Below are 18,119 nucleotides of genomic sequence, written 5' to 3'. Positions count from 1 at the left end.
ATGGAGAAAAACCCGGAAATCGTGGCTCGCCTGGCCCGCGAGCGAGCAGACGAAAACTGGGGCTTCCGCGCATTCCTCAAGGCGTACTCGATACTCCCCGAACGCCGAGTGGATAACCTGGCCGAGCGGTTCGCTCGCCAGGCCGAAGCCCAGGTCAACTGCACGACCTGCGCCGCCTGCTGCCGAGACAACTACATCCCGGTCAACAAGGAGGAAATCGCACGCCTCGCCCGGCGCCTCAACCTCACCCCCGGCGAGTTCGCCAGCCGCTATGTCCAACCCAAGACCCGCGAGCACGACGCCGGTATCGACGCCCGGCCATGCCCGTTCCTCCAGGACAACCTCTGCTCGGTCTACGAGGACCGACCCGAGGTCTGCCAGGGTTACCCGTACATCGGCAGCAACGTCGCGTCGCGGACCATCGGGATCATCGAACGGGCCGGAACCTGCCCGATCATCTTCGACATGCTCGAACGTCTGAAAGACAAACTCGGATACAACTACTACCGAAGAGGCCGGCGACGACGATGAAACGCATCACACTGCATGCCCACAAGGCGACGCCCGAATCCATGGCAGATCTGGAGAAACGCGGAGGGCTCCGCAGGCTTGTACCCTCGGAGAAGGCCCGCACGGTCAGGGAAAACGACCAGGTCGTTGAGCGGGTCGAGCTGGCGGCCGAAGGTACCGGCCCCTGGCAGATGCTCGTCGTGGCCTGCAACCGGACGAAGTTGGATCACCTCGCCGCCCATGGCGACGCCGAGAGCTGGCTGTTCTTCGCCGATCCGGCCAGCAAGCCGCTGCTCTATGTGCTCGGCACTTGCCCGGTCGCCGAGTTCCAGGCCAAGACTGCAGAAGGCCGCCTGACCGCCGACGATCTGTTCATCCTCGAATTGCAGCCCAACGATCCTGAGACCAGCTACTTCACCGTGCCCGGCGGCGTGCTGCACGATGAACTGACCTACCCCGGTCCCGGCCTCGGACCGATCTTCTACGTCCCCGAGCCCAGCCGGATGGAGCATACCCGCATCCCGCTCGATGCGTATGACTTCGAGATCCTCCCGCCCTGACGACGATGCTCACCCAGGGTGATGTCCTCTCGCAACAGGAACTTCGCCCGGGCCTTGCGGCACCGGCTTTCAGACTCCGCCACCGTGGTCGGTTCCTGAGCCCGCGACCGCCACGGCGTAAGCGCCCACCAGCACCATAAGCGGCATAGCGGAGTCGGGTATCGCGCGGAGCCGGAACTCAGCGGGAGGACATTGAGCGGAAACGCCGGCGGGTGGCCCGTCGGAGTTGCTTGCGGTCGGCGCGGTCGCGACGTTCGGCCACTCGGTACTCGCGGATGGCTTCCGGATGAGCCTATCACCGACCCTGGGCACGCGGACGGTCAGCCGCGGTCTCGAACTCGTCCGGGATCTCGATCAACATGGGATCCATGATCGCTTTCGAGGACAACAAGGCCCTTTCGAAACCTCAACCACACTTGCGCACGCATTCCAGCAGGAATCGGTACGAATCGAGCGAGACGGTCGGCGGCACGGAGTGGTCAATGTGGTAGATGTACCCACCGCCTTGGGCGGCCACCGGGATCTTCTCGACCACTTCACGCTCGATCGCGACCCGGTCGCCAGAGGCCACGATATCAGCATTGATGTTGCCGATCAGGCAGATCCGGTCGCCGAACTGCCGCTTGTACTCGCGCACATCGTTGCCCGCCCGGGCCTCGAGCGGATGAATCGCATCGCAGCCGGCTTCAATCAGTAGCGGAATGAACTGCCCGACATGACCGTCGCAATGGAAGATGAACGGCATCCCACGAGCGTGAGCCCATCGGCCGAGCCGCTTCCAGTGATCGAGTACCAGCCGCCGGGCGGCCACGGGCGAGAAGAGCATACCCCCCCGGTAACACAGATCACTCCAGAACCACAGGGCATCGAAGCGATACCCGCGCTCCCAGGACAACTCCATCATGCCCAGCAGGTAGTCGGTATACGTGCCCACCATGTCCGCGATCAGCTCGGGCTGCTCGGCAATGGCCAGCAGACCCTGCTCATAGCCCATGACCGATTGGATCGCGAACCACATCGGCTCGGCCGGCGTCATCGACAGGAAATGACCGCCCGCTCGACCGTCCCGGTAAAGCCGCTCGGCTTGAGGGTTGTTGAACTTGTCTTCAGAGGCCTTGAGAGCCGGCTTCAGCCGCCGCCATCCGTCCCAGGTGGTCAGGGCGGGTTCGAGAATACTCGGCGTGTGGGAGGAATGCAGCCAGGCCTTGACCGTCTTGCCGTAACCGTCGCGATAAACGCGGTACTCGTCGGTCTGCTCCAACGTCCGCTCCGGAAGCCCGAACGCAGGCTCGAACAGATCGTTGGCGAAGGCCATGCGATCAAGACCAAAGTAGTCGACCGGATCACCATCGGCGGGAAACCCCTCACCTCGCCATCGATCGAGCGTCTCCGGCCAGAAGCCGGTCTCACACAGCGCCAGCCGATCGGTCGGCCGTCGCTGAAGGGCCTCCAGGATGCGTTCCCGCGAAGTCATGGCTGGTCCAGTTTCTGCCACCCGAAATCCAGAGTCGACGCCCCGTCCTCCTGGCAGTAGTGCACGATGAACTCATGCACCCCCTCGGCTACATCGACCTCGGCCGCATCCGGCGTGGTCCCGTGATGGTTCCAGCGCGAGATCACTTCCTTGCCATCCAAGAACACGCGAATGCCGTCGTCGGACAAGGTGGACAGTCGGTACCGGCCGGCCGGCATCCGAACCTGGGTCGTGGCCAGGATGGCGAAGTCATGGTGCGGAACGCCCGGCGGAAAGCCCTCCCGCCAGAGCCTGGTACTGAGCTCGCGGGTGCGTTGCTCATGGAGCGGCACAGATGCAAACAGCCTGGCCCACCCCGCGGTGTCGTCGTAGGCGAGCTTGGTCGGCTTGCCCCAGCCAAACCAGCGGGTATTCCACTCCGCCGAGTCCACCAGCAACAAGCCGTTCTGCGTCCCCGTACCCCGGCACCGGCTGACGCTGCTGGCCCTGCACGATTCAAGCCACAGGCCCGCCCCGTAACTCCGCCAGGCATCAAGGGAACGAAGAACAAGCCAGATCTCGATCGGCCGGCCACCCGCCGCGATCCGCTGGGCCTTGGCGTAACTGACATCGCAACCTTCAAGCTCGAGCCCCGGCGAGTCCACCGCCCGGATGTTGAAGGCAAAGCCGTGCACCTTGGCATTGCGAATGGTAACGTTCTTGGCCCCGCTGACCGAGAGACCAATACCCTCAGCCTTGCTCAGATCGGTGCCTTCGATGCCCATGCCCGCCAGCACCGCGCCCCGAAAATCCACCACCACGTCGTCGGCCTTGACCTGAAGAACGCCGTTGCCGTCCGCATCTTGCACCCGATACCGCCCGGGCTTGATGCTCACCGACCGGCTGATGACCAGATTGTCCCGGTCAATCGCCAGCTCCTCGTCAGCCCGGGCAGGATTCGCACCCGCCCCAGGCACACCGAACATCAGCAAGACACCCGTCAATCGGCAGGCCGCACCACCCGTCATCACACTCCTCCCGAAGAATGACCCCGGTCCGAAACACGATCATTGTAACGGAACCATGCCGACGCAAAAGCCCGCGAAGCCGCAAGCCGAGAATGTGAGAAGTACCCCCAGGACCGAACGCAATCCCGCCGGCCAGATCGATCAGGGCGGAGAATCCGCCCGATATGGCCGATCGGCCGGATCATCGCAGCATGACACATCCTGAGATGGAGATCCACGGAAGACCCGACTCGGACACCTCCGTCGGAAGGAGACCACGCCGCGGACTGAGCCGCCATCCTGCTGAGAAACCGGGATCGTCGATACGCGGGGGAGAAACCCGACCGTCGGGCCGCTGGGCAGAAGAAGCCCACACACCACAGGTCCGACCAGGCCGGGCGACCACTGGACCGGGCAACACAATCAGTTCGATATCCGACGGAGCAGCGGATCCCAATACTGGAGGAACTCGTTGGAGAGCTTCTTCTTCGGATTAATCGTGCCGGCCCTTCGCGTCTCGCAGTGACCGTCGTTGAACACGATATTGCCCATCTTCAGGTGCCTGGTGACATTCACACCTTCCCCCGTCCCACCCGTCGACTTCTCCGTGGCATCGCCCTCGATGTAGGGCCACCAGAGCTGCCCGCCAAACTGCATGTCAATCTTGGGATTGGCGTCGGCGAAGAGAATGTTGGACGACGGCCGCTTCACTCGGCTTTCCGGGAACCACGGCGTACTCTTGATCACGCCATAGTCCTCGGTGGTGTGATTCCACAAACCAAGGAACCACGCATTGTAGCCGTAGCCGATCTCCAGCCGGCTGTACTCCCAATTCCAGGTCACCCCGGCATCATGCTGGGTCGACGTGCCCAGCGTCGGACAATGCGGCACCTCCGGCGACTTGGTGTACTTCTCCAGCAGCCTGAACCACGCCCACTCACCCAGATCGTCGCGACCCTTGGTGCCCACGACGACCGCCGTGCGGTGGGGCGGAAAAATGCCCTTGAAGTCCGATTGATAGAAGACCGTCCCCTTCTGCAGCTGGGTGAGATTGCTCTCGCAAACCACACGACGAGCATTCTCCCGAGCCCGTGTCAGCGATGGAAGCAGAACCGCAATCAGCAGCGCGATGATCGCTACCACCACCAGAACCTCGATCAGCGTGAACCCCGAACGGCAACACCCAGCCTTCGACCGACGCGCATGGGCCAGTCCGGCTTCCCGAGAGTACACGCCTGCGGTCATGCCTGTCGGACACATGGTTGAGACCTCCGTCTCGATCTGACGACCAAACGCCCCTCAGCCACGGCGACTATTCTACCATCGAGGATGCGGCGAGGTGGACCATCACCTACCTGAGTATATCGGCCATATTACCACCGGGCCCGCTTCCCATGACAACGCCCCATTGCGTAAATGACTTGTCCTTTTGCGACAAGAGCCCCCCCCCGGCACCCCCGCAATCAGCACCGGCCTCAACCCGGACCACCCCATCTAGCCGCGCGGGCCGTGGGCCAGCTCCCGGAGACACCACTCAATCAGCCTCTTCTCCCGTTCGCTCGACACCCCCTGCAGGGCAGCCTCAACCTGGCTTCGGGCAGCATCGGCCGATGGACCCATAAAACCCAGAGCCACCACCGCACGCTCACGCATCACCTTGTCGCGGTCGGACAGCAGCGGAAGGAAAACGCCAAGAGCTTCGTCCCGGCCGCAGGACAGGATCTTGTATCCCCAGTCGGGAATGTCCCCCGCCGTCCCGTCCGCGATCTTCTGGGCAAGCAGCCGGGCCGCCGGACGAAGCCGATCACCCAGTTCGACCACGTAGGCTTCGTAGATGTAAACCGCAAAGTCAGGCCCTCCTCCGCCACCACCCATGCCCGGAGGACCGCCCGGGCCGCCGGGACCACCACGCCCCCCGCCCAACCATGGGAAACTCCTGTCCGACTCGATCGCCCAGCAGGTCGCCGACGGGAGCACCGGATTCTTGATCCGAACGCTGCGAATCGTCGGAATCGCATCCTTGGCCACCGGCCCCAGCAGAGCCAGGTAGATCATCATGTTGTAGCCTTCTACCTCGGTCGCACTGGGCAACTTCTTGACCATGAAGTCGACGGCCGGATGAGCCTCCTCGCCGCCGATCTGCGACATCGCCCGCACAGCCGCCCACTGAACCGCCGGTTGATCGCTGGTCAGCATCTGAGCCAGGCGCCTGAGCGACGGGCGAGCCGCGGCACCGATCCGGCCCAGCGCGTCCGCGGCATCAATCATCAACTCCGGGTCGTCCAGCAGGCGGGTGACCACCCCAACTTGAGCCGCCGCCACCGGGCCCAGCATCGAGATGGCCTGAAGAGCCGCAATCCGCGTCGGTTCGTCTCCCTCTTTCAGCAAGCCGCCCAACACATCAATGAGGGGAGCGGCCGCTGAACCCACCAGGCCAACGCCCTTCACCGCCTGGAGACGCGTGGCGTGGTCGGAGCTCACCAACGCTTGCCTCAGGACGACCAGGGCGTCCGCATTCTTCGGGACAATACGCAGCAGCGCCGTCGCCGCCGATACCCGTACACGCGACGCAGAATCCGCCAGCAGAGCCGTCAGCGGTTTCTCCGCCGTGGCAGCCTTGGCGGCCAACCACCCGAGATCGTCGGCCGAGTCGGCCCGCACCACGGCGTCGGCCGCTTTGAGCTTCTCCATCAGCGCCGGCAGATCCGCTTCGTCCACCGGCCCCTGCCCAATCAGATAGGCAGGATTGGCCGAGGCGGCCAACACCATCGGCGGCATCTTCAGATTCGCCCGGATGCGCTCGACCTTGACCAGTCCCGGCAGGCTGGCACGGTTGAGCGCCAAGTCAAAACTGGCCGCAATCTCGTCAGCACCGTGGGCCACCGTCGAAAGCACCGCATCCTTGCCGGCAAGCATGCTCTCGATGCCGTCAGCCAGGCGGGACACCGGACCATAATAGGCCAACGGCAGATCCGGTCGCTCGACTCCCAGTTTCCATGCATCCGTTCCAGCCAACCGAACCTGATACCACCCCTGGCCGACGCAGACCAGCCCGGTGTTGCGGGACACGAACAGAACGGCCTGAGAACCGGGATCCGCCCACTGCATGATATGCCGCGGAATGGCTGCGCCTTGGGAAACGGCCACCTCATGCTTGACCACCCCGGCGATCGCATCCCCCTTCAGCTTGCGCACCGGTTTCAATGTCACCGTGCGCTTCTCGCGATGGAACCCGACAACCTCTACCACCGCAATCTGCTTCGAATCGCCGACCACCTTCGAAAGCGTGGGGGCCAGATCCACGTATCCCTGCACCGGCATCGCCAGACACAGAAGCAGGAACGGCAGAACCACAAACGAGCCCTTCAGGAACGTGCGTTTCATGCACCACATCGCGAACACTCCAAAGAACACGGCAGCCGACCGGCATCCAGCGCCACCCCGGGTACGCCATCAGTCCAGGTAACCCTGCTCCGTCAGCACTGCCACTTGATCAAGAGTCAGCAGCAGAAAAAGGTCCTTCTCCGCCTCCTCCAGCTCAAGCCGAGCCTTGCGGCGGGCCTCGCGAACAGCCGTTACCTTCTCCTCGACCTGCTCCGCAGTCGACTTCGAGTCCGCCAGCACCGTCTGCAGTTCGAACAGGGCCTGCATCACCACCATGTTGCGCGCACCGAAGCCCGGAGGTCCGCCGCCCGGCGGCCCACCCGGTCCGCCACCCCCGGGACCACCGCCCGGGCCAAACCGACCAAAGCCGCGACCGCCACGACCGCCGAACGCCGGTTGGCTCGCGGCTCCGGGTTGTGTCGCCGCCGCATCACCCCGACCTCGCTCCTCCGGCGGGCCAAAACCGCCTGGACCGCGACCGCCCGGAGCGAAACCAGCCGCAGGCCCAAAACCATCAGGCGGACCAAAAACGCCCGGAGGCCCAAAACCACCAGGCGGGCCAAATCCGCCCGGAGGCCCGAAACCACCAGGCCCCGGACCTCCCGGTCCAAAACCCCCAGAACCACGACCGCCAGGCCCACGGCCACCAGGACCACCGGGACCACCAGGACCCCCCGGACCGAAACCGCCAGGACCCTGAAAGCTGCTGTCGTCACCGAAACCCGGCCCACCCGGCGGGCCAAAACCGCCACCACCCCGCCCCCCTCGGCCCATCGGGCCACCCAACAGGCCACTACTCTCGTCCGGGCCCGCTGGCAGCAGCATCGCCTCCGTCGCCTGTCGCGCGGACATCACCCGCCGCAGCTTGGGGCCAATCACTCTCCACTCCTCGTCCGAAGCTCGTATCTGCGTCTTGATCTCCCCAAACGCCATCACCTCCCCGAAGCCCGGGAAGAAGGGCAAGAAACCACCCCCAAACGGCCCGCGATCAGGCGCGGGCTGCGACCCCGGCACCCCTGTGTTGCTCCGCGGCGCCTGGGCAACGCCAACAATCGGGACCCCCAGCACCATGACGATACCTAAAAACCCTGTGCTGCTCTGGAACAAGACTCGACCCTCTCGGCAGGCTCTCCCGCCCGTCACCCTCATCTCCGAAGTGACGCGGGCGGATCCGATCCTGACATGACTCAACATAGCCGGGTGAACCTTAAGGTGGCGTGAAGACAGGCCTTCGACCGGCGGGAAGATCCCTCAAAGCGGCGAGCACCCGCTTCGATAACGCCTCTCGGGCTTCACGAAGACGGACCTCCACGGTCGCCTGCGGAACCTGCAGGGTGCAGGCCATCTCCTCGTACGTCATCCCTGCCAGCTCCCGCAGAACAACGACGATGCGATGCTCCATCGCCAGGTCACGAAGGACCGCCGACAAACCCGGCCGAGACTCGGCAACGACGGTCCCGGCACACTCCGCGGCCTGACCCACGGGAACACGGGTCACCCCCTTCGCCAGACCGGTTGACGATATGCAACGCGATGGAGCCGGGCGAGTCCCGCACGCCTCACGCACCAGCGCGGCCAGCAGCGATGTCCGAATCGCAACCCCCGGGCGAAAACCGCTTTCCAGGCAACAGGCCAGCGCCCCCCGCACCAGCTCCTCAGCATCCGCGGCATCAACGGCTAACGCCCGGGCGATGCCAAACAGATAGTCGGCGTGAAACTCGATCAGAGCGCGAATCGTCGCTCGCCCGCCTCGACCAAGCATGCGTGTTGTGTCGGCCCAGTCAGCCATCAACCCGTCTCGCAAGACAAGCGGCGCACACCCCACACTCCCCAAGCCGCGCTCCGGAACGCGGCTTGCCTTCAAACCACCCCGCCGAACGTCGGCTTACTCCAGAACGCCCATCAGCACGAGAACGGCTTCCTGACGCTGCGTCACAAGCTCCTTCAGGCTCTTCTGGGCGGCTTGTACTTCCGTGCGAGCCTTCTCGCGGGCTTCGCGATAGGCGGCCAGCTTGCCGGCAATGTCCGTCGCGCCGGCATCCTTCTTGTCCAGCAGGGCCCGCAGGTCTGTCTGAGCCTGGGCCACCTTGCTGAGCTGCTGGTTGCCCATGCCACCAGGCCCACCGGGGCCCCCACCAGGGCCGCCTGGGCCGCCGCCAGGACGGCGACCGAAACCCATCATCCCAAAACCACCAAAAGACTCTCGCTGGGTCGTCTGAACCTTCTCAATCTTGGGATACAACACTTTCCACTCGTCGTCGCTGGCCCCCAGCTGGTCCTGCATCATCTTCGACATCCGCTCACGCCACTGCGCAGGATCAAAACCCCCGAAAGCCGGCGGCTGACCCGGACCGGGAGCCGCTCCAGCACCAGGACCAGGGCCACCTCGCCCGGGATCCTGGGCCAGAGCCAACGAGAAAACCATCAACGCTCCCACCGGAATCGCCAACAACCATTTTCGACTCAACATCGGCCTTCTCCTTTCGTGATCAGGCAGACCATGGCCCTCATCGAACGCCACGCGAGCCGCCGCCCTCTCACCAAAACCAGCCTGGCAGCCGGCCAGGCCAACCGCCCCGTGACTGACCCTTCACCATCGGCAACCGAGGGGCAAAATCCAAGATCAGACATCACCCTCCTTCAGGTTAACAACCCCCACCTGAAGATAAGATGAAGAAGATGACTCCGCCAGTTCAGGCTACGCGCCCCGCTACCCACATGCCGGCGGACCGTTTTCCGTCGAAAGGGAGTCCGCAGGACATCCGCCTTCCGCCCCCTTCCGGGGCAGCCGTACCAGGAAAACCGCTCCCTTGCCCGCCTCGCTGCGAAAGGTGATCGTGCCCCCGTGAGCCTCGGCAATGCTCTTGCAGATCGCTAGGCCCAGACCACTGCCCCCCTCCTCCCGGTTGCGGGCCGCATCCACCCGGTAAAACCGCTCGAACAGGTGCGCCTGGCTCTCGGCCGGAATGCCCACCCCCGTATCCGTGACGCTGAGCACCGCATCAGTGCCACTGGTACCAACGCGGACCTGCACCCGCCCCCCCTCGCGGTTGTAGCGAATCGCGTTGGTCAACAGGTTGGTCGCTACCTGGGCAACCCGGGTCCCGTCCGCGAGCAGCGCCACAGACTCCAGATCCAATTCTACCGTCACCCCTTTCTTGGCAGCCAGGGGAAACACCATCTCGACACACTCCTCGACGATATCACGCAGGTCCAGCTCGGTACGGTTGAGCGAGAGCCGACCGGCATCCGCCCGAGCCAACAGAAGCAGCGAGTCCACCAGATTCTTCATCCGGTCGGAGGCTCTCAGGCACGTCTCGAACATCCGACGATACTCCTCCGCCGATCGCTGCCGCGACAAGGCCAGTTGGGCGTGGGTGTGAATCACCGCCAACGGAGTACGCAACTCGTGCGATGCGTCCGCGGTGAATCGAACCTGCTGCTGGAACGCCGCTTCCAGCCGAGCGAAGGTGTCATTCAATACGGCCGCCAGCGTCCCCAGCTCGCTCTGGGTCCCGGCCAGATCGATCCGCCTGGACAGATTCGAGGCCGAGATCTCCTGAGCCACCGCCGTGATCGCTTCGATCGGCCGAACCGCTCGCAAGGATACGAGCCACCCACCCGCCAGGCCGATCACCAGGACACCGGCCCCAACCGCGACCAGCAGAAACGCCAGCCGGTGCAGGGCCGCTTGATCCGGACGCATCGAACGACCAACCAGGCCACGCAAACCAAATGGCCCAAAAACGTAAGCTTCTCGCACCTCACCTCGCTGACGTATCTGCGGCGGCTCCGGCTTCGGAGGACCCGACAACGTCGAACCGGGATCAGGAACTTCCCCGGCGCTCGCCGAGGACTTGAGCACACGACCATCGAAACCCCAGATCACGTAGTAGAGCTCGCCGGTCGCCGCCCGTCGATCCAGTTCCACGGGCACTTCGAACTCCAGCCAGGGCGGAAACGACCGCTCCCGGCCACGCGGCCCGTCCGGCGGCCGGCCCACCGATCGGTCCAACGGGCCCGGGCCACGCCAGTCAGGCGGCTCCGGCTTCGGCCCAGCATCACCATCCGGCCAGCTCGGACCTGGGTCCATCGGAGAACCACCCGACGGCACTTCGCTAGGTGGCCGCCCCGGCATCTTCGGTCGGAAACCCACCACCAGCCCCTGCACCGATCGCTCTAAATCGGTGTCCACCTCCTGGTACCGCATCCGACTAATGCCCACGTACGACATCGAGCCAAACGCCATCAGCACCACCGCGAGCAGACCGGCATGCCACAGTTGCAGCGTCCAGCGAATCGACTTGAAACCAACTCCCAAAGAGCCCTGACCACGCGGTGCGGCAAGCGGGCAACCCCGATCTGGCAACCGGCTCTCAGCCATGGACCTGGTACCCCTCGCCGCGCCGGGTCAGGATGAAATCCTTGCCCAGCTTCTTCCGGACGTTGGCAACGTGAACATCCACCAGGTTCGACAGGCTGTCGTCGGCCTCGTCGAACAGATGATCGTAGATCATCGTCCGGGTCACCAGCTTCCCTTTGTGCAGGGCAAGCAACTCGACAAGGGCATACTCCCTCGGCGTGAGAGCAACCGGCTGCCCCGCCTTGCGCACGGTACGCTCGGCCGTGTCAATCTCGACGTCGTCTACCTCGAGCGTGGCCTTGGCCTGACCCGCCGATCGGCGAATCAGAGCCCGCAGCCGAGCCTGCAGCTCCGGCAACTCGAACGGCTTGGTCAGGTAGTCATCGCCCCCGGCATCGAGACCCTTCACTCGATCGGGGATAGTATCGCGTGCGGTCAGAATGAGAACCGGCGTTGCCTTCGTCTTCCTCAGTTCACGGAGCAGATCCCACCCGCTCATGCCCGGCAACATCAGATCGAGAACGACCGCATCGTAGTCCGCGCCCGCCGCCTTGTACAAACCGGTCGGCCCGTCGGACGCCTCGTCCACCGCATATCCGGCCTCGCGGAGCGATTGAGCCAACACCTCCAGCAGATCCGGCTCGTCCTCAATCACCAGCAGCCTCATCGGACACCCCTCAACAGCATCATCCGTATCCGTTCGAACACCAGTGTACCGCCTCGGGGCCGCCATGACCCGCCATCACGCGACCTTCATCACCCCCCGAGCCGTCAGCAACGTCGGCAGATAGACCATGATGTACAACCATAGCCAACCAACGTCGACCGCCGCCAGCCTCCCGACAACCGCCCGGCTGCCCTCACCCGCCACGGCAGCATCCCGCGACCGAGACCCAAACGCCGCGAAAGGCCGCCAGAAACAGGGCGCTTGCTTGGACCGCGGGTAGACCACACGCAGCTCCCGCACCGGCGAGCCCCGGTGACCCGTCACCCGCGAGGGAGCGGGGGCACACCGGTCGCCAACCACCGCGTGGATCGTCACCGGACGATGACCCCCGGTCGCCACCGTCACCGGGAATCGACCGTCCAGGTCCGCCGGCGGGCGAATCATCCAGGTCATGCCTCGCGGCGGCAGGCCCGCCTCGAGATAAGCCTGCAGGTCCTTGGCCGCCTGCGCAGGCGCTACATCCGGCCCCACCTTCAGTTCCCACGGCTCCGCGGACTCATCCTGCCGCTGGCGGTACAGGGTCAGCAGTCGCTCCAACGTCTCGCGCAGCGGCGGCAGAGTCCGCGTCGACGGCGTGCGGTCGTCCACCTGAATCGCCGGCGGCGTCTCGATCCGAACCGGATCCAACCAGTCCCCGTCAACCATCGCAACCACCTGCACCGGCGAACCCGCTGGCGGATTGCCGGCCGCCGGATCCACGCGATCCTTGAACCAGATGAACGGCATGACCATGGGGCCCAGCAAGACGCCTACCGGAACCAGCGCGGCCGTCAGCGTGCGATACTGGACCCCCGCCGCCAACCGGGTCAGTGTTCGGCGCCTCGGCGAGCCCTCGGGCAGATCGTCAGCCTGACTCCTCAGAACCGCGGCTCGACGCTTTGCCTCCAAAAGACGTTCGTTGTCGGTTAAATACTTCTGGAGTAGGAGCGTCAGCAACGCCAGGCCGACAGCAACCACCACCACGACCGCGGGCTTGCCCAAGGACCGGACAATCGGCCACAACACCCAATCCATGGCCGCCAACGATGGCTGATGAACCCAGGCCTCGGGCAGAAGGAAAAAACCCAGCAGAAAAACCATCCACGCGAGGGCCAGGACGTTTCGCATCCTCGCCGCCCTGCGGTCCTTCCTGCCAGACGGCGGCGGAACCGCGTCCGCCAAGACGCACACGTCGTCCGGGCCGGGCGACCCTCGATCGCACCCGCCCGAACCGTCAGACAAATCGCAGCTCGCCGACACCGACACCCCAGACGGCGTCTCCCCCTCCCGGACAACCCGCCCGCGGCGGCCGTCCACGCGAAGTACCTCGCCCTCCGCAAACAACCGCGTGGCATCAGGCAGGACAACGGCCGGCAACCCCATCTCACGAGCCACCACCGCCCCGTGCGACAAGGTGCCGCCACGTTCCAGCACCAGTCCCGCGGCGTTGATGAACAGCGGCGTCCAGGACGGATCCGTGCTCGGGCAAACCAGGACGTAGCCGCGACCGAGATCCGACCTCTCCCCAGGCGACTGGAGAATCCTCGCCGGCCCCACAGCCTCGCCCGACGAAATCCCAAAGGCCTGGTAGCCGCCGGGGTGCGCCTCCGTTACCGCCGTCTCACCCAGGACCTCGATCATCGCACCCTCGATCACCCGCGGCAGGTCGATCCGGATCTCAGCCTCGTACTCGGCCTTCCGTTGATCGATCACTCGACGCGGTGCGGATCCGACACCCAGCGCGTCGAAGAGCTCCTCCCGCGTCAGGTAAAAGACATCCTCGCCGACGTTCAGCCGTCGCCCCGCCTCGAGAGCCAGGTCACGCAGCAAATCGTAGCCCAGCATCAGGAAATCCTTGCCGTCCTCGCGAAAGGCCATGTACCGGCGGACAAGATCCAGACGACGATCGAACTCCCTGCGATCGCGGCCCGACAGCCGGGCACGGAGCGACTCGATCCGGCACTCCACCTCCCCAACGGTGCGACGGTGTCGATCCAGCGGTCCAACGCCGGCGGCCAAGCGGGCCGCCAGATCGCTGACGGCCGTCGGCTGCTCTCGCCGGCGCGGAGCCGCCAGATCGAATTCCCCTACCGCCCGATGACCGTGATCAGCCATCCACCTCTCCAACGGGCGGAAACCCCTCCCCACTTCATACAACTCGAGGTCAGCAGTCAGCGTCCGGTTCAGCGAACCACCGGCCGAGATGACCCCGGCCAGATCATCAGCGTCCTCCTCCCAGAAGCACTCCTGGAGAAACTCCCGAAGCTCCGCCATGGCCATCTCGCAGATCAGACTCGGCATCAGCGAGTGCGGACCGAAAGTATCCAGAACCTGTCTCTCGTGCTCCTGCCATAGACCGATCAGACGATCGGCGGAGACCAGCCGCAAGTCGATCTGCTTGGCCAGGTCGACATAGCACGCCAGACGCGGACACATGTTGCGGCAAAGCTGACGATCGAAATCCGCGGACAGGGCATACAGATTCCTCTGCACCGCCGCCAGGCGCCGCCGGGCAACCATACGTGATGAGAACGAACCTCGCGGCAAGGTCGGCGGCGTCTGCGATGCATCCGGGCTTCGGCGGAGCGCTTCCAGGTCGTATGCGAAAGGAAACCCCTCAAAGAACATCTCCGGGGCACGCGATACGTCCATGTACACTCGACCGGCAATAAGTTCCAGAAACCCTTCGCGATCCACGACCGGCGAAGGCCGAAAGCCAGCCTGCCGGTACATGGCACCAAAACCGCCGGACCCGGACATGAATCGCCGGATGACGCTCCAGGTCAACGGCGTCGGATGGGGCAACGTCTCAGCCAGATTGTGCAGCACCCACGGACCACGCCCCGCCGACAGCTCCTGGTTCAACCGCTGACGCACCACCATCAGCACCGCTTCATGCCCCTCGGCAGCCCGCAGCGTCGTGATCGGGCGAGCCTGCAGCACATACAGCTCGCCACCATGGATCGCCCATTCCACATCCTGGGGCGAGCCAAGATGCTCCGCCAGACGCCTGCCCAACCGCCACAGCCGCTGAATGTCCCGCCCATTCAGGCAGGCCGTCTTGCGCCGCGCCTCGTCGACCGGCTGTTCGCCACTCCCCCCGGCGGCAAGGTACACCTGTTTGTCGGAAATCGTCGCGCCCAGAACATGTCCCGATTCATACTCCAGTCGGAGAACATCCGGCTGCACCCGTCCGGAAACAACCGACTCGCCCAGCCCCCAGCTCGCCTCAACCAGCATCTCGCGGTTGCCGTTAAAGTGGGGATTGGCGGTAAAAAGCACCCCCGCCGCGTCTGCGGGAATCAGACGCTGAACGATGATCGCCATCGACACGTGCGCAGGATCGATACCCTGCTCGTATAGATAGGCCCGAACCCGGGGAGTATCCAGACCCGCCCAGCACTCCCGCACCGCCTGGAGTAGTTGAGCCTCACCCTCCACGTTCAGGAAGGTCTCGTACTGCCCGGCCATGGAGGCGGTCGGCGTATCCTCCGCCGTGGCCGACGATCGGACCGCCACCAGCCCGCTACCCATCCCCCGGTACCCCTGTCGTATCTCCTCCGCGACCTCGTCCGGCAACCCGGCCGGCACGCCCGCCGGCAGCGATCGGCCTCTGGCAACCTCAAACGCCCGGGTGTTGATGACGAACCCGCCGGGAACCGGGAACCCCGCTCGGACCAGCCGACCAAGACTCGCCGCCTTGCCTCCCACCTGCGACGCGTCGCGGCATTCGGATAAGTCCTCAACGTAGGCCGATGCCGAGTTCATTCATTGCCCTCCGAGCCAACCAGGCAATGCAGCCCCCCAGTCTCGCTTCCCGCAATCACCCGCCCTCCGGAAACCTGCGGCGAACACATCGCCAGGCCGGTGCCCGGTCTGGCCTGGTCGTTCAAGTAGACTCGCTCCAGAACCTGCCCATCCTGGGAATCCACAACCGCCAGGTATCCGTCACTGCTCACCGCGTAAACCCGCTGCCCGGTGAACGCGCACGCCGCAATCACCGGGGCCTGCCTGCTGATCGCCGTACGCCACAGAACCCGACCATCCTGCAGCGACAGCGCCGCCACCTCGCCTGTACGGACCGGACACACCAGCCGGTCCTCACGACAGGCAGAACCCCCCAGTACCGAGTCCTCAAACAACGTCTGCCAGCGAATCCGGCCCGTCTTCCGGTCCAACGCAACCACCATGCCCTCCGCATTCCGGTTCGAATGAACCGCGTCGCTGTTGCCCCCGCCCGCAATCACCAGGTCGCCGGCCAGGGCAATGGCACTCACGACCGGATGAGCAACCGCCGTACGCCACAGAATCCGATCAAACTTGCCGGCCCGCAACTGCTCCTCCGGCTCGCTACGCAGCGCCACCACGGCCGAGCCGTTGAATCCGCTCCCGATGTACACCGCGCCGTTCTCATCGATCGCCGGCGCACTCTCGGGATCGTTGACCACTTGACGCCACAGCTCTCTGCCGTCGGAGATACGCACCGCTAACACAAAACCAGGGTCACCCGTGGGCTGGCCGTCACGACCCTCGATCGCCCCGGCTCCCACCACGGCCATGTCACCATGAATCGCGGGGGAAGACTCAATGTGAAGCGCGGTCTTCACTTCCCAGTGGAGCTTCCCGGTCACAGCTTCAAAGCAAAGCAGCGAGCACTCGCGATCCGCGTGCAGACCCTGCCCAATCACCAGGTACCTGCCATCCTGAGTCAATGCCGGCGAACTGAAGAACGGCCGCAACACGTCATCGCCCTTCCGCGTCACCTCCCAGATCGGCTTGCCGGTCTCGGCGTCCAGGCACGCGAGCAGACCGGTGTACCCGCCCAGGTCACTCTGGCACCCGGCAGTGAAGACCCGATTGCCCACCACCAGGGGCGCGGAAAGGAACATCGTCTCCTCTGGCACATAACGCCAGAACGTGCTCAGCCGCACAGGCGACGGACCCGTCCCGTAGCTGCATCGCGAGGCATCACGCCCCAAAATCAGAGGAATACCCGCGCTCCCATGGCTCGACAGGGAAACGGCACCCACCGAGGAGCCGCCCCCTCCTTGCGAAACCCCCGTTGCTTGGACGGCAACCGCCGTCGGCGACCCGGCGACCGCGCGAGCCGTGAGTGCCCCGGCGGCGCCCTCCCTCGCGATGATGTCCTCCGCAACACGGGCCCAGTCATAATGCCCCGCCCGAGTCTCCCCGCGCCCCGATGTGGCAGCCCGCGTGTCGGACGTCCGCCACCAGCTGGCGGCCACCACCCCCAACGCAATCACACCCAACGACGCCCCGACGGCCGCCGGCCGCCGCCGACAGAGCCGCAGCAACTCACGCGGCCTCACCGCGATGGCCACCACGCTCGTCACCGCCGCAACGACCGCGGGCATGACCGCGGCACCAGCACTCATGAAAATCGGAACGACCGCCAGGGTTCCCATGCTACGATCTCGCCTCAACCGCCGGCACTGCCCCTCATCCTCAAGACCCCAGGGACACCGCAGACACCCTCGCCATCGACTACGACCACCAGGCCTCCCGCAAGGCTTGCCGCGGGAGACTCCGCTGAGCATAGGGCAGCGTACCTTAAGGGAATGTGAAGAATCGTCAGCAGAAAGGCGGACAAAAGCCGGTAAACACCCTACAGGTAGGAGTCCGTTCCCTCGGGCCACGACAAGGAGCGAGACGAGTCTCTATTCCTTGTCCAGCTTCCGGTAGTTCCAGTCCAAGACATCCAGCCGCTTCAGATCCTCAGCCAGGCGGACCAGAAACGCGGCGTAGCCCTTCCGCTGAGCCGGTGACCACAACACCTCCGACATCGCCGCCGCCCTTGGGAAGGCCATGTACTCGACCTGCCGCGTGGTCGGCAGGTACTCCGCCCACAGCTGGCACTGGGCCCCGAGAATGTGCTTGGCCTCCTCCGGCTTCATATCCTTCGGGATCGGCTCGTACTCGTACACCTTCTTCAGCGGAAGGTTGCCTCCGATAGCCAGCGGCTCCTTCTCTGGGGGACCCTGGTAGTAGTCTAGCCTTGATTCCCACGGACCTTCTGCCAACTAACATTTTGGTGTTTTTCAACCGAACGTAAAGGCCAGTCGTTTGTTGGCGAGCCAGGGGATGGGGAGGTTGGTGCTGGCGAATCCGGCGGCGG

Annotated in this window: 15 protein-coding genes; 2 read left to right on the top strand and 13 right to left on the bottom strand. The window is 64.8% G+C overall.

The annotated features are described in order from the left end of the window. Together KA354_07015 and KA354_07010 are read left to right on the top strand one after the other, a co-directional pair. Positions 1 to 531, top strand: coding sequence for a YkgJ family cysteine cluster protein (locus KA354_07015; GenBank protein ID MBP7934384.1), 531 nt, complete (start codon positions 1 to 3; stop codon positions 529 to 531). After that, positions 528 to 1,070 (top strand): hypothetical protein, encoded by a 543-nt coding sequence (locus tag KA354_07010; protein ID MBP7934383.1) that lies wholly within the window; start codon positions 528 to 530, stop codon positions 1,068 to 1,070. The genes KA354_07015 and KA354_07010 overlap by 4 nt, the downstream gene beginning before the upstream one ends. Before the next feature lie 406 nt (positions 1,071 to 1,476). On the opposite strand, the gene KA354_07005 is transcribed toward KA354_07010, so the two are convergent. The 13 genes from KA354_07005 to KA354_06945 all read right to left on the bottom strand — a co-directional run bounded on the left by KA354_07005 (position 1,477) and on the right by KA354_06945 (position 18,024). Continuing rightward, the gene (locus tag KA354_07005) at positions 1,477 to 2,544 is read right to left on the bottom strand and encodes a hypothetical protein (GenBank protein MBP7934382.1); all 1,068 of its coding nucleotides are present in this window, start codon (positions 2,542 to 2,544) and stop codon (positions 1,477 to 1,479) included. Beyond that, positions 2,541 to 3,551, bottom strand: coding sequence for a hypothetical protein (locus KA354_07000; protein MBP7934381.1), 1,011 nt, complete (start codon positions 3,549 to 3,551; stop codon positions 2,541 to 2,543). The genes KA354_07005 and KA354_07000 overlap by 4 nt, the downstream gene beginning before the upstream one ends. 402 nt (positions 3,552 to 3,953) lie before the next feature. Further along, positions 3,954 to 4,790, bottom strand: a complete 837-nt coding sequence (locus KA354_06995; protein ID MBP7934380.1) for a prepilin-type N-terminal cleavage/methylation domain-containing protein — start codon at positions 4,788 to 4,790, stop codon at positions 3,954 to 3,956. Positions 4,791 to 5,024: 234 nt separating this feature from the next. Next, a complete protein-coding gene (locus tag KA354_06990; GenBank protein ID MBP7934379.1) occupies positions 5,025 to 6,923 on the bottom strand; it encodes a HEAT repeat domain-containing protein in 1,899 nt (632 codons plus the stop codon). Positions 6,924 to 6,983: 60 nt separating this feature from the next. Then, positions 6,984 to 7,190, bottom strand: a complete 207-nt coding sequence (locus KA354_06985) for a hypothetical protein (protein ID MBP7934378.1) — start codon at positions 7,188 to 7,190, stop codon at positions 6,984 to 6,986. After that, the gene (locus KA354_06980) at positions 7,181 to 7,708 is read right to left on the bottom strand and encodes a hypothetical protein (protein ID MBP7934377.1); all 528 of its coding nucleotides are present in this window, start codon (positions 7,706 to 7,708) and stop codon (positions 7,181 to 7,183) included. Before KA354_06980 ends, KA354_06985 begins: the two co-directional genes overlap by 10 nt. Positions 7,709 to 8,121: 413 nt before the next feature. Then, positions 8,122 to 8,703 (bottom strand): RNA polymerase sigma factor, encoded by a 582-nt coding sequence (locus KA354_06975; protein ID MBP7934376.1) that lies wholly within the window; start codon positions 8,701 to 8,703, stop codon positions 8,122 to 8,124. Between the two features lie 96 nt (positions 8,704 to 8,799). Continuing rightward, the gene (locus KA354_06970; protein ID MBP7934375.1) at positions 8,800 to 9,384 is read right to left on the bottom strand and encodes a hypothetical protein; all 585 of its coding nucleotides are present in this window, start codon (positions 9,382 to 9,384) and stop codon (positions 8,800 to 8,802) included. A 240-nt stretch (positions 9,385 to 9,624) separates the two neighbouring features. Further along, a complete protein-coding gene (locus tag KA354_06965; protein MBP7934374.1) occupies positions 9,625 to 11,235 on the bottom strand; it encodes a HAMP domain-containing protein in 1,611 nt (536 codons plus the stop codon). 55 nt (positions 11,236 to 11,290) lie between these two features. Continuing rightward, positions 11,291 to 11,944, bottom strand: a complete 654-nt coding sequence (locus KA354_06960) for a response regulator transcription factor (protein MBP7934373.1) — start codon at positions 11,942 to 11,944, stop codon at positions 11,291 to 11,293. A 75-nt stretch (positions 11,945 to 12,019) separates the two neighbouring features. Then, positions 12,020 to 15,751 (bottom strand): hypothetical protein, encoded by a 3,732-nt coding sequence (locus tag KA354_06955; protein MBP7934372.1) that lies wholly within the window; start codon positions 15,749 to 15,751, stop codon positions 12,020 to 12,022. Continuing rightward, on the bottom strand, positions 15,748 to 17,409 hold the full coding sequence (locus KA354_06950; protein MBP7934371.1) for a PQQ-binding-like beta-propeller repeat protein: 1,662 nt from the start codon (positions 17,407 to 17,409) through the stop codon (positions 15,748 to 15,750). The genes KA354_06955 and KA354_06950 overlap by 4 nt, the downstream gene beginning before the upstream one ends. A gap of 252 nt (positions 17,410 to 17,661) precedes the next feature. Next, a complete protein-coding gene (locus KA354_06945; protein MBP7934370.1) occupies positions 17,662 to 18,024 on the bottom strand; it encodes a family 20 glycosylhydrolase in 363 nt (120 codons plus the stop codon). Positions 18,025 to 18,119 lie beyond the last annotated feature (95 nt).

The sequence above is a fragment of the Phycisphaerae bacterium genome, assembly GCA_018003015.1.
GTDB lineage: Bacteria > Planctomycetota > Phycisphaerae > UBA1845 > PWPN01 > JAGNEZ01.
Note: the sequence above shows the minus strand (reverse complement) of the source record. Positions and strands in the feature narration are given on the sequence as shown.